This window comes from Enterobacter sp. PTB (genome assembly GCF_051130085.1).
Classification (GTDB): domain Bacteria; phylum Pseudomonadota; class Gammaproteobacteria; order Enterobacterales; family Enterobacteriaceae; genus Enterobacter; species Enterobacter ludwigii.
Genome location: NZ_JBDKEE010000003.1, coordinates 265,301 through 278,695, shown reverse-complemented (window position 1 = coordinate 278,695; position 13,395 = coordinate 265,301). Strand labels below are relative to the sequence as shown.

Genomic DNA, 13,395 nt, shown 5'->3' with positions numbered 1-13,395 from the left:
TTTGTAAATTGTCCCCCCGTAAGCATTGCGCCAACGGGGGGAAGGGGGAATTATGCAACAGCGTTCTCTTCCAGCTGACGCATAAAGTGACGAACCCACTCCATCCGGTTTTTACGATCCGTCAGCTCCTGCGTAAATTTCAGACGCGTTGGACCATCCAGACGGAAATGCTGCGGCTGTTTCTGGAGCAGACCGATTAGCCACATCGGATTAACGTGATTCTTCTCGGCAAATTCAATCACGCCACCTTTTTCATTGCCTTCGAGCTTACGAATGCCCAGCTTCTGTGCCTGCTGGCGCAGCCTCGCAATATCCAGCAGGTTTCTCGCGGCATCCGGCAACAGGCCAAAGCGATCGATCAGCTCTACCTTAATTTCATCCAGTTCGTTCTCATTTTTCGCACTGGCGATACGTTTGTAGAACGACAGACGCGTGTTCACATCCGGAATAAAATCATCCGGTAGCAGGGAAGGCATGCGCAGTTCCACCTCAGTCTGCTGGCTGGTCAGATCTTCCAGCGATGGCTCACGTCCGGCCTTCAGGGCATCGACCGCATTTTCCAGCAGCTCCATATAGAGCGAGAAGCCGATGGTTTCCATCGAGCCGCTCTGGTCTTCGCCCAGAAGTTCACCTGCACCGCGGATCTCAAGGTCGTGTGTCGCCAGCGCGAAGCCCGCGCCCAGATCTTCCAGCGACGCGATAGCCTCCAGACGTTTTTGCGCATCGGTGGTCATCGCTTTCGGATGCGGGGTCAGCAGCCAGGCGTAGGCCTGATGGTGCGAGCGGCCAACGCGGCCACGCAACTGGTGAAGCTGCGCCAGTCCAAAGTGATCCGCGCGCTCAATAATGATGGTATTGGCCGTCGGAATATCGATCCCGGTCTCAATGATGGTGGTACACACCAGGACGTTAAAGCGCTGGTGGTGGAAATCGTTCATCACCCGCTCCAGCTCGCGCTCGCGCATTTGACCGTGACCGATAGCGATGCGCGCTTCCGGCACCAGTTCTGCCAGCCTGTCCGCCGCTTTCTGGATATTTTCCACGTCGTTATAGAGATAATAGACCTGACCCCCGCGCAGTACTTCACGCAGAATAGCCTCGCGGACGACCAGGTTGTCGTACTCACGAACAAAGGTTTTTACCGCCAGACGACGTGCCGGCGGCGTGGCGATAATCGACAGGTCGCGCATGCCGCTCATCGCCATATTCAGCGTTCGCGGAATCGGTGTGGCGGTCAGTGTGAGGATATCGACGTCGGCACGCATCGCTTTAATACGCTCTTTATGACGGACCCCGAAGCGGTGTTCTTCATCGACGATCAACAGCCCCAGATCTTTCCACTTCACATCACTCTGCAGCAGCTTGTGGGTACCGATCAGAATATCGATCTTACCCTCGCTGGCCTGTTCCAGAATCTGCGTCTGCTCTTTGGTACTGCGAAAACGCGACAGCATCTCGATACGAACCGGCCAGTTGGCGAAACGGTCGCGGAAGTTGTCAAAATGCTGCTGGGCGAGCAGGGTGGTAGGCACCAGCACCGCGACCTGTTTGTTGTTTTCTACCGCGAGGAAGGCGGCGCGCATCGCCACTTCGGTTTTGCCGAAGCCGACATCCCCGCAAACCAGCCTGTCCATCGCCAGCGGCTGGCACATGTCGCTCAGCACAGCATTAATGGCCTGGGCCTGATCCGGCGTGGTTTCAAACGGGAAGCTATCGCAGAACATCTGGTACTGTTGTTTATCATGCCTGAAGGCAAAGCCTTCTTTGGCCGCGCGTTGGGCGTAGATATCCAGCAGTTCTGCCGCCACATCACGCACTTTTTCCGCGGCTTTCTGCCGCGCGCGCGCCCAGGCGTCGCCGCCCAGTTTATGTAATGGCGCATGATCTTCTGCACCGCCGGCATAGCGGCTGATGAGATGCAGGGAAGAGACCGGCACATAGAGTTTGGCGTCATTGGCGTAGGTCAGCATCAGGTATTCGCCCTTGATGCCACCGGCTTCCAGCGTCGTCATGCCCTGATAACGGCCAACCCCGTGCTCGAGGTGAACAATCGGCTGGCCGGGGTGCAGTTCGGCGAGGTTACGGATCAGCGTGTCCGGATTAATGGTGCGACGGCTGTCCTGACGGCGGCGCGCCACGCGTTCCCCCAGCAGGTCGCTTTCGCAAATCAGCGCCAGATTGTTGAGGGTATCCACAAACCCGTGCTCGGCGGAGCCAATCATCAGATAACGGCCATTACCGGTGGCTTCACTCAGGCGCAAAATACGTTTCGGCGCAATTTTGATCCGCCCCAGCAGTTCACCCAGCGCTTCCCGGCGGCCTTCACTTTCAACGGAAAACACGACCGGCCCGGTAAAGGATTCGAGGAACTTGCGCAGATTATCCAGCGGCGACTTCTGCTGCGCCTGAACGGATAAATCCGGTAGCGTGCGGAAGGCGAGGTTGGTATTGGCGGCCTTGTCGGCGAGCGAATCGGTTTTTAGCTGCATACGCGGCCAGCGTTTCAGCTCGGCGTTCAGCTCATCAGTGCGCAGCCACAGCACCTCCGGTGGCAACAGCGGACGCATCGGGTCCACGCCCCGGTTTTCAAAGCGGGCGCGAGTTTCGCTCTCAAAACGGCTGGCGCTGGCGTCGATATCACCGGTGTTAACAATCAGCGTATTGGCCGGGAAATAGCTGAACAGCGCGGGCAGAGGCTCGTTAAAAAACAGCGGCTGCCAGTATTCAATACCCGCCGGCAGCGTCCCTTTGCTGACCTGCTGATAGATATGTTCGGCATCGCGTTTGACGTCGAATCTGTCGCGCCACTGGCTGCGGAACAGCTCGATTGCGGTTTTGTCGGTCGGGAACTCATGTGCGGGCAGTAAATTGATGGAGTCCACTTCTTCCAGCGTGCGCTGCGTGTCGGCGTCGAACACGCGCAGGCTGTCGATTTCATCATCGAAGAAATCCAGACGATACGGCTGGTCGCTGCCCATCGGGTAAAGATCGAGCAGTGCACCACGCGTGGCATATTCCCCGTGCTCCATCACCTGATCGACATGGCGATAACCGGCGCTGTCGAGCTGCGCGCGCAGGGCGTCCCGGGACAGGCGCTGGCCTTTTTTCATCACCAGCGCATGGCCATGAAGATAGCTGTGCGGACAGACGCGCTGCATCAGGGTGTTTACGGGGACGATCAGCACGCCGCGCTGCATCGTCGGTAACTGATACAGGGTCGACAGACGAGAGGAGATGATCTCCTGGTGCGGCGAGAAACTGTCATACGGCAGCGTTTCCCAGTCGGCCAGACTGAACACCAGATTGTCAGTGAACTGGCGGATTTCATCATGCAGACGCAGGGCATTTTGCATATCCGGGGCAACCAGTACCACCGGACCCGGGTGTCGCTCAGCGATTTCTGCCACCAGCGTGGCGCACGCCGCGCCAGTAAGTTCGCCCAGCTGGCGCTGATCGCCCGCTTTGACAGGCAAGGAATATCGATAGTGTTCAGGCATGGCTATGTCAGAGTCTCTTGGGGATATACCAACAGTATTGGGGCATATCACTGATACGCAATGTCTTTATTATCCTCGATCGTTTTACATAATCAAACCGGAACCGCACAGGGAGGAAATTCGCCCCCAAAAGGGGGCGAAAAGCGCATCAGCGGCTGGCCGATGACGGAGAAAGCGTGGAAGGCGGGGAGAAGAACACATCACCAAACAGTGCGGTGGAGATCTTACGGACCCCAAGCCCGGCAACGGTGCAGAGCAACAGGCTGGCAAACGGGTAGACCAGAATCAACGTCAGTTCCGCCCAGACCGGCCAGTATGCGGCATTCATCTCACCAATCAGGAACAGGCTAAAGGCCTCAATCAGGATGCGATGGGTGGTATAAATCGCGATGGTATTAGAACCGATCACGTTAAGCAGATTATTAGGATGGACGGCATAACGTTGCTCAATGCTGTAGAAAAGCTTCATGATTAACACAATCGACAGCAGGGAGAGCAGCAGCGGGACGTTAGCAAACCACAGCACCACAGAAACGGCAGCGAACGCGGCTAATGCCAGCCAGGCGCGACGCAGATTGAACCCTTTCATCGACGCCATCAGCTCAGCGCCATACCACGCGCCGAGGCTGTAGTAGATCATGTTGCGCACCACGCTGTTCATTCCCCACCACGGCAGCGGCAGGAAGTTTATCGCGACGCTCGCCAGTGCCAGCAGCCCCAGTACCGGCAGCTTCCAGCGGCTCAGCAGTTTACACAGCGTGAAATAGACCACCAGGGCATACAGATACCAGAGACTGGTGCTGGCGGTGAGCATTCCCTTCACAAACCCGGAAAGGGAATCGGCATAGGCCGCATTGGAGGAAGTGGCCAGTTCACGCTCGGGAGCAAGCCAGGCGTTGAGGTGGCTCAGCGCCTGCCATTGCAGAACGCCCCACAGCGCCAGCACCCAGACAATACTCCAGATCCGTTTATCGAGACTGGTACGCCAGTCCACCTCATCGATGTAACGTCGAATCAGATAGCCGGAAATGAAGAAAAACACCGGCATGCGGAAGGGAGCAAGATAGAGATTAAAATAGACCCAACATTTGGCGAGAAGACCGGATAACGGATGTTGTAACCCATTGAGATGGGGATAAAAGGTGATGACTGAATGGTAGATAACCACCAGGCAGATACACAGCCCTTTTATCTGGTTAATCCATAATGCTTTTTGCTTCATTGTTCGCGACTACCTTTTTGCCATAAACGAACGAACAATTGTTGTTAAACAAAACCGTGATGTAACGGGTAACAGTCTGTATCAGGAGGTTTTTCGGAAAAGGTGGAGGCTGTACAGTGAGGTTTCAGAGAGTAGTACCCTGATTTATCTGAATTTTTCAGAAAAATGATTACCAAAGCTTACGGTTTCAGTCATTTACGCTTAAGGGATTCGCTTATATACTCGTGGGTCTGCTATCAGCAAACAGACGGATTTCATGTACCAACCTGTCGCACTCTTCATAGGCTTACGTTATATGCGTGGGCGCGCCGCGGACCGCTTCGGTCGCTTTGTCTCCTGGCTTTCGACTATTGGCATTACGCTTGGCGTAATGGCTCTGGTGACGGTTCTTTCCGTCATGAACGGCTTTGAGCGCGAGCTGCAAAACAACATCCTGGGGCTGATGCCGCAGGCTATCCTCTCCTCAACCAACGGTTCCGTTAACCCACAACAGCTCCCGGAAAGCGCGGCGAAGTTACAGGGTGTCACGCGCGTTGCGCCGTTAACCACGGGCGATGTGGTGCTGCAAAGCGCCCGTAGCGTGGCGGTCGGCGTGATGCTGGGCATTGACCCGGCGCAAAACGACCCGCTGACGCCGTTCCTCGTGAACGTGAAGCAGACCGACCTGGAAGCCGGCAAATATAACGTGATCCTCGGCGAGCAACTGGCCGGGCAGCTTGGCGTCAACCGTGGCGACCAGCTGCGCGTAATGGTGCCGTCGGCCAGTCAGTTTACGCCGATGGGACGTTTGCCAAGCCAGCGCTTGTTCACGGTGGTTGGCACGTTTGCCGCCAACAGCGAAGTCGATGGTTATCAGATGCTGGTGAATATTCAGGACGCGTCACGTCTGATGCGCTATCCGGCGGGGAATATCACCGGCTGGCGCCTGTGGCTCGACGCCCCGCTAAAAGTGGATACCCTCAGCCAGCAAACGTTGCCGGAAGGGACCAAATGGCAGGACTGGCGTGAACGCAAGGGCGAGCTGTTCCAGGCCGTGCGGATGGAAAAAAATATGATGGGGCTGCTGCTGAGCCTGATCGTGGCGGTCGCGGCCTTCAACATCATCACCTCACTGGGGTTGATGGTGATGGAAAAGCAGGGTGAGGTCGCCATTCTGCAGACTCAGGGGCTAACGCCGCGCCAGATCATGGCGGTATTTATGGTGCAGGGTGCCAGTGCCGGGATTATCGGTGCGCTACTCGGTGCGGCGCTGGGGGCGCTGCTCGCCAGCCAGCTTAACAATTTAATGCCGATCATCGGCGCTCTGCTTGATGGTGCGGCGCTGCCCGTGGCTATCGAACCGTTACAGGTGATTGGAATTGCGCTGGCTGCGATGGCCATTGCGCTGCTTTCTACGCTTTATCCTTCCTGGCGCGCTGCCGCCACTCAACCCGCTGAGGCTTTACGTTATGAATAAGATCCTGTTGCAATGCGACAACCTGTCCAAACGCTATCAGGAAGGCACTGTGCAGACTGACGTGTTGCACAACGTGAGCTTCAGCGTAGGCGAAGGTGAGATGATGGCGATTGTGGGCAGTTCCGGCTCCGGGAAAAGTACGTTATTACACCTGCTCGGTGGGCTGGATACACCCACCAGCGGTGACGTGATTTTCTCCGGCCAGCCGATGAGCAAAATGTCATCTGCGGCAAAAGCGGAGCTGCGTAACCGCGAGCTGGGCTTTATCTACCAGTTTCACCACCTGCTGCCGGATTTCACGGCGCTGGAAAACGTGGCGATGCCGCTGCTGATTGGTAAAAAGAAACCCGCAGAAATTAACACCCGCGCCAGCGATATGCTGAAAGCGGTTGGGCTTGGGCATCGCGGTAATCATCGTCCTTCTGAACTTTCCGGCGGTGAACGCCAGCGTGTGGCCATTGCGCGTGCGCTGGTCAACAATCCGCGCCTGGTACTGGCGGATGAGCCAACGGGTAACCTGGACGCCCGCAACGCGGACAGTATTTTCCAGCTGCTGGGTGAGTTGAATGCCTCGCAGGGAACCGCGTTTCTGGTGGTAACCCACGATCTCCAGCTGGCAAAACGGATGGGACGTCAGCTTGAGATGCGCGACGGTCATCTGAACCCAGAACTGACCCTGATGGGGGCGGAGTAATGGCTTCACCGTTATCGTTACTCATAGGGTTGCGTTTTAGCCGCGGACGTCGTCGCGGCGGCATGGTGTCACTGATCTCGGTGATCTCCACCATCGGTATTGCGCTGGGGGTGGCGGTGCTGATCGTGGGCCTTAGCGCCATGAACGGTTTTGAGCGTGAACTGAATAACCGCATCCTGGCGGTGGTCCCGCACGGTGAAATCGAACCGGTGAATCAGCCGTGGACGCACTGGAGCGATGCCCTGAGCAAAATCGAAAAAGTGCCAGGCATCGTGGCGGCCGCGCCTTACATTAACTTTACAGGGCTGGTCGAGAGCGGCGTTAACCTGCGCGCCATTCAGGTAAAAGGGGTGAACCCGGTGCAGGAAGAGCGCCTCAGCGCGTTGCCGAAATATGTGCAAAACGGCGCGTGGGCAAACTTTAAGGCCGGTGAACAGCAAATTATTATGGGCAAAGGCGTTGCCGAGGCCCTGAAGGTTAAGCAGGGCGACTGGGTCTCTATCATGATCCCGAACGCCAGTGCCGACCACAAGCTGCAGCAGCCTAAACGCGTACGTCTGCACGTCACCGGTATTCTTCAGTTAAGCGGCCAGCTCGATCACAGCTTTGCGATGGTGCCGATGGAAGATGCGCGCCAGTATCTCGACATGGCCGACAGCGTGACGGGGATTGCCATTAAGGTCAACGACGTCTTCAACGCCAATAAGCTGGTGCGTGATGCCGGCAGCGTGACCAATAACTATGTCTACATCAAAAGCTGGATTGGCACTTACGGTTATATGTACCGTGATATCCAGATGATCCGCGCCATTATGTATCTGGCGATGGTGCTGGTGATTGGGGTCGCGTGCTTTAATATCGTTTCGACGCTGGTGATGGCGGTCAAAGACAAGAGCGGCGACATCGCCGTCCTGCGTACCCTGGGGGCAAAAGACGGTCTTATTCGCGCCATCTTTGTCTGGTACGGTCTGCTGGCTGGACTGTTCGGGAGCCTCTGTGGCGTGGTGATTGGCGTGGTGGTTTCTCTGCAGCTGACGCCAATTATCAATGGCATCGAGGCGCTTATTGGCCACCAGTTCCTGTCAGGTGATATCTATTTTATTGACTTCCTGCCGTCTGAATTGCACTGGCTGGACGTTTTTTATGTGCTGGTAACGGCACTTTTACTGAGTCTGCTGGCAAGCTGGTATCCGGCGCGTCGCGCAAGCCGAATTGATCCGGCGAGGGTACTAAGTGGCCAGTAATTACGTCATGATTTAGCGGTCGTCAGGCCGCCAAATCAAAAAGAGGAATGCGTGATGTATTATGGATTTGATATTGGCGGCACCAAAATTGCGCTGGGCGTGTTTGATAAAAACCTCAAACTGCAGTGGGAAACCCGCGTTCCCACACCACGCGAAAGCTATGATGAATTTTTAACTGCCATTGCCGCGCTGGTGGCGCAAGCTGATTCACGTTTTGGCGTGAAAGGCAGCGTCGGCATTGGTATTCCGGGAATGCCCGAAACTGACGATGGTACGCTGTATGCGGCCAACGTTCCTGCTGCCAGCGGTAAACCGCTGCGCGCCGATCTCTCCGCTCTGCTTGAACGCGACGTGCGTTTAGATAATGATGCCAACTGTTTTGCACTCTCCGAAGCCTGGGACGATGAGTTTCAGCGCTATCCGCTGGTGATGGGGCTGATCCTCGGCACGGGCGTAGGGGGAGGGATCGTCATCAACGGTAAGCCGATTACCGGGCGCAGTTACATTACGGGAGAGTTCGGCCATATCCGCCTGCCGGTTGATGCCCTGGCGGTCGTCGGGCGCGACTTCCCGCTGACCCGCTGCGGTTGCGGTCAGCATGGCTGTATTGAGAACTACCTCTCCGGACGTGGGTTTGCATGGCTTTACGAACACTTCTATCATCAGAAACTTGAAGCCCCTCAAATCATTACCTTGTGGGAGCAGGGGGATGCGCAGGCGCGAGAGCACGTTGAGCGCTATCTGGATCTGCTGGCGGTGTGTCTGGGAAATATTCTCACCATCGTCGACCCGGATCTGCTGGTGATTGGGGGAGGGCTTTCAAACTTTAGCGCGTTAACGGAACAGCTGTCCGGGCGTTTGCCCCGACATTTATTGCCGGTTGCCCGCGTGCCGCGTATTGAACGTGCGCGACACGGGGACGCAGGAGGGATGCGCGGAGCCGCATTCCTTCATCTCACCGATTAGTTTACGAGGTTTTTATGCTGTCGCGTCGCTTAGGTCGACTCAGCCGTTTTCGCAAAAATAAACGCCGCTTACGTGAGCGCTTGCGCCAGCGGATCTTTTTCAGAGACAGAATGATGCCAGAAGCGATGGATAAACCCAGAGTGGTGGTGCTGACCGGGGCGGGGATCTCCGCAGAGTCAGGTATTCGTACTTTCCGCGCTGCGGACGGGTTATGGGAAGAGCACCGTGTTGAGGATGTGGCGACGCCGGAAGGCTTTGCCCGCGATCCGGATCTTGTGCAGGCGTTTTATAACGCCCGCCGTCGTCAGCTGCAGCAGCCAGAGGTTGTGCCTAATCCGGCGCATCTGGCGCTGGCGAAGCTGGAAGAGGCGCTTGGCGATCGTTTTTTACTGGTTACGCAGAATATCGACAATCTGCATGAACGGGCCGGTAACAAAAACATCATCCATATGCACGGTGAACTGCTGAAAGTTCGCTGCGCCTGGAGCGGTCAGGTGCTGGACTGGAAAGAGGACGTGCTGCCTGAAGATAAGTGCCACTGCTGCCAGTTTCCGTCGCGCCTGCGCCCGCATGTGGTCTGGTTTGGTGAAATGCCGCTTGGTATGGATGACATCTACAGCGCACTGGCCATGGCGGATGTCTTTATCGCCATTGGCACGTCTGGCCATGTCTATCCGGCGGCCGGCTTTGTTCACGAAGCGCGGCTGCACGGTGCGCATACGGTTGAGCTGAATCTTGAGCCGAGCCAGGTGGGCAGCGAGTTCGAAGAGAAGCACTATGGCCTGGCCAGTACCGTCGTACCGGAGTTTGTCGATAAACTCCTGAAAGGGCTGTAATCGCGATAGCCTGAAAAGGCACCCGTCCTGCGGGTGCTTTTTTTGTTTATGGCGTAAAGTACGCCAGCGTTTTCTCCAGCGATTTCGCCTGTTCGTCCAGTGACAGGGCCGCTGCCGAGATCTGTTGTACCAGGGACGCGTTCTGCTGGGTCGTGCTGTCCATCTGATTGACGGCAATGCTGACCTGGCTAATTCCCCGATTCTGCTCATCCAGAGCCTGAACAATATCGTTAATCACCAGATGCACATGCGACACGGCCTCGATGACCTGCTTCATCATGACGCCGGTTTCATTGACCAGCTCAACGCCTTTGCTGACACGGCCTGAAGACTCGGCTATCAGCTGGGAGATCTCTTTTGCCGCGTTGGCGCTTCGCTGGGCAAGGTTGCGCACTTCACCCGCCACCACTGCAAAACCGCGCCCCTGTTCGCCCGCGCGCGCCGCTTCTACGGCGGCATTCAGCGCCAGAATATTGGTCTGGAAGGCGATACCGTCCACAATGCTGTTGATCTCTCCAATCTTACGGGCGCTTTCGTCAATTTCCCCGATCACCACCACGACATCGTTGACCAGCGTCTCGCCATGTCCGGCAAGGGTCGCGGCGCGATCGGTAAGGGTGGTAGCTTTGTGCGCATTGTCGGCGTTATTTTTCACCGTGACCGAAATCTCTTCCATGCTGGCTGCGGTTTCGACAATCGCCGCTGCCTGTTCTTCGGTGCGTGAGGCCAGATCGAGATTGCCTGCCGAAATTTCACTGGTGCCACCGTGAACAGAGTGGCTGGCTTCGCTGATGTTACCCACGATGCGCTTGAGCTGCATCTGCATGGTGTGCAGGGCGTAAAAAATACTGCTGGTATCCCCGGGACGCACCGGGATAGCGTTGTTCAGGTCGCCGCCGGCCACGGCCAGCGCGATCCCGGCGGCATCTGACGGTTCGCCCCCCACCGGGCGGTCCACTTTACGGGTAAAGATTTGCGCCATGACCAGGCTGACAACCACAATGCTTAACACCATCAGGAGGATGGCTTTCAGTAAAAATTGTCTTGCCTCGGCCATCACTTCGCTGACCGGGGTGACGATAGCCAGCTTCCAGGGCGTCTGACTGTTGCCGATGGTAATCGCCTGCCAGGTGATAAACGCCTCCTCCTTCAGTTGAGGATCGTTTGTGCGTATCACCTCATCCCCTGTGACAGTTCCGGTGTAAGGCTTGCCTACGGCACGTTTATCCGGGCTGGAAACCACGTTGTTGCCCGCCGACAGAAGCAGGGCGTAGCCTGTACCGTTCCACGGTTTAATCGCCCCGATCATCGATTGCAGGGTCGCGAGTGAGAAATCCGACGTGACGGACCCCAGGAACTGACCCTCACGCATGATGGGGGCGGCAATCGAGGTGAGCATTACGTCCACCCCATTGTAGGGATAAATATAGGGTTCGATGATGACATCTTTTTGCCGTTGCTTCGGCAGCAGATAATAATCGCCGCTGCCGGGCGTTTCGATGTCCGTCAGCAGATGTAATGCCGGTTTGCCTGTGGCGTCGCGGTCAACGTAGCGGGCGTAACGTCCGGCAGGAGCTTCACCGCTCTGACCGGCAAAGGTGGCATCGTTGCCATCGAAGGCATCAGGTTCAAAGGCCATCGACATTGAAAGAAACTGAGGGTGCGCTGAGAGATAATGGATTAGCAGCTGGTTGAGTCCCTGTCGATCAGCGATGCCCGCGTCGCGCAGTGCCTGAGCGCTATTTCCCATGTCACGCGCGGCCGCCAGGGCGGAATCCATCTGTTTACTGACCTGCAACGACTGCACTTCAGCAATCTGACGGATGTGTTTTTTAGCCAGCACTTCTTGCTGATCCATCCACTGCCACATCATAAAACCGATCGTTGCCGTAAAGCCCACCGTCACGGTGAGGAAAATGGACAATAGCATCAACGTCTTGACTCTTATTTTTTGTTTTCGGACCATGGCGTCTTTCATTCTCAACTCCCGTAATGACGTGCATGTCGGGCAGGCACAGATCACTTATCGGATATTTCGGCATGTTTCTGTAGAGCACCGGGTATATTTAATTTAAATTTTTGATCGCTAATTCCCGTTAATTAGTGTGGATGCTTTTATTTTGTGCATTCAATCAAATTAGTGTTCGATAATGCTCGTTATCGTTGTGCAGATAGGGGATGCTAATAAATATAAAGACGTTCAGGAGGATGGGATATGTATGGATTTATCGCGAGACAACCCATTTTTAACCTCGATATGAATACCGTGGCCTATGAGCTGCTTTTCAGAGACGGAATGACCAACCGTTTCCCCGATGTGTCGGCGGAATATGCCACGTCCAGAATGATATCAGACCAGTTCTTATCCGTGCCGTCCCAGCGCATCGCCGGGGAACATACGTCGTTTATCAATTTTCCTTCCCGGATGATCATCGACCGCAGCGCTGAGGCGCTGGACAAAAACAACGTGGTCATTGAGATCCTGGAAGATGCTGACCCGGGTGAGGCGCTTTTGCAGGCCGTGAGAGAAATGTATGAGCACGGGTACTGCTTTGCGCTCGATGATTTCACTCTCGCACCGGAATGGGATGTTTTCTTGCCCTATATTTCCATCATCAAATTCGATGTCCAGAGTTACACCTTAGCGCAAATTCAAAATTACCTGAGTGAGCGTAAAAGCCTGACCGGGAATATTAAATATCTGGCTGAAAAAATTGAGACTAAAGAGGAATTCGAACAATACAGCGATGCCGGATTTTCTCTTTTTCAGGGATATTTTTTCTGTCGTCCGGAGGTGATTAAATATAAACGGCTATCGCAAAATCAGCTTGCAATTTTCCGTCTGCAAATGGAAGTAGGACGCAATAAACCTGACTTTCGGATAATCGAGTCGTTAATCAAAAGCGACCTCACGCTGTCCTATAAAATCATGCGCTATATGAAGCACACCGCCTTTAAACACATGGGGGCCTGTAATTTCAGCAAGTTAACCCTGAGTGAAGTGCTGAGGTATCTCGGGGAAAATCAGCTCAGAAGGTTTGTGGCCGTTGTAGTGCTGGCAAGTGCAGCCAACGACACCGTCACCGAGCTTTACCCGATGAGTATGATGCGCGGGAAATTCTGTGAACTGATTGCCGAGAAACTGAATGAGCCGATGCTGGCTGAGAATGCGTTCATGTGCGGTCTGTTCTCACTGCTTGATACCCTGCTTGAGCTGCCGATGGCAGAGTTGATGACGCAAATTGCTGTCCCGCAGAGCGTGAGTAATGCGTTGTGCCATCAGGAAGGGCAGTTAGCGGACATGGTTCGCCTCTGCCATTACTACGAGCAGCAGCAGTGGGATGAGGCAAGCAGAATAAGTCACGCGCTGGGGCTGGCAGAGGAAGAGATCGTAGAGGCGATGAGGAAGGCCACGATCTGGGCCGGGGAGAACGCCGTCAGTTAATTGTTCCTCACTCCGCTAAGACGGAGTGAGGAAGA

General features: G+C 55.4%; 9 protein-coding genes. 6 read left to right on the top strand and 3 right to left on the bottom strand.

The window, feature by feature from the left end; genetic code table 11:
* Positions 1–50: 50 nt before the first annotated feature.
* Both mfd and AAIR21_RS05520 read right to left on the bottom strand, forming a co-directional pair.
* On the bottom strand, positions 51–3,497 hold the full coding sequence (mfd, locus tag AAIR21_RS05525; RefSeq protein WP_025204447.1) for a transcription-repair coupling factor: 3,447 nt from the start codon (positions 3,495–3,497) through the stop codon (positions 51–53).
* Between the two features lie 148 nt (positions 3,498–3,645).
* Positions 3,646–4,719, bottom strand: a complete 1,074-nt coding sequence (locus AAIR21_RS05520) for an acyltransferase family protein (RefSeq protein ID WP_183516450.1) — start codon at positions 4,717–4,719, stop codon at positions 3,646–3,648.
* 256 nt (positions 4,720–4,975) lie between these two features.
* On the opposite strand from AAIR21_RS05520, the gene lolC reads away from it, so the two are divergent.
* The 5 genes from lolC to cobB are packed head-to-tail and all read left to right on the top strand — an operon-like array spanning position 4,976 to position 9,915.
* The gene (lolC, locus tag AAIR21_RS05515) at positions 4,976–6,175 is read left to right on the top strand and encodes a lipoprotein-releasing ABC transporter permease subunit LolC (protein ID WP_032681244.1); all 1,200 of its coding nucleotides are present in this window, start codon (positions 4,976–4,978) and stop codon (positions 6,173–6,175) included.
* Positions 6,168–6,869, top strand: a complete 702-nt coding sequence (gene lolD / locus AAIR21_RS05510; protein ID WP_020884656.1) for a lipoprotein-releasing ABC transporter ATP-binding protein LolD — start codon at positions 6,168–6,170, stop codon at positions 6,867–6,869. Before lolC ends, lolD begins: the two co-directional genes overlap by 8 nt.
* The gene (gene lolE, locus AAIR21_RS05505; protein WP_014169597.1) at positions 6,869–8,113 is read left to right on the top strand and encodes a lipoprotein-releasing ABC transporter permease subunit LolE; all 1,245 of its coding nucleotides are present in this window, start codon (positions 6,869–6,871) and stop codon (positions 8,111–8,113) included. Before lolD ends, lolE begins: the two co-directional genes overlap by 1 nt.
* A 54-nt stretch (positions 8,114–8,167) precedes the next feature.
* Positions 8,168–9,079, top strand: a complete 912-nt coding sequence (nagK, locus tag AAIR21_RS05500; protein ID WP_025204444.1) for an N-acetylglucosamine kinase — start codon at positions 8,168–8,170, stop codon at positions 9,077–9,079.
* 14 nt (positions 9,080–9,093) lie between these two features.
* Positions 9,094–9,915, top strand: coding sequence for a Sir2 family NAD+-dependent deacetylase (gene cobB, locus AAIR21_RS05495; RefSeq protein WP_014169599.1), 822 nt, complete (start codon positions 9,094–9,096; stop codon positions 9,913–9,915).
* A gap of 46 nt (positions 9,916–9,961) precedes the next feature.
* On the opposite strand, the gene AAIR21_RS05490 is transcribed toward cobB, so the two are convergent.
* On the bottom strand, positions 9,962–11,893 hold the full coding sequence (locus AAIR21_RS05490) for a methyl-accepting chemotaxis protein (protein WP_183516449.1): 1,932 nt from the start codon (positions 11,891–11,893) through the stop codon (positions 9,962–9,964).
* Positions 11,894–12,130: 237 nt separating this feature from the next.
* Between AAIR21_RS05490 and AAIR21_RS05485 the strand changes: the two genes are divergently transcribed.
* Positions 12,131–13,360, top strand: a complete 1,230-nt coding sequence (locus AAIR21_RS05485; RefSeq protein WP_183516448.1) for an EAL and HDOD domain-containing protein — start codon at positions 12,131–12,133, stop codon at positions 13,358–13,360.
* Positions 13,361–13,395 lie beyond the last annotated feature (35 nt).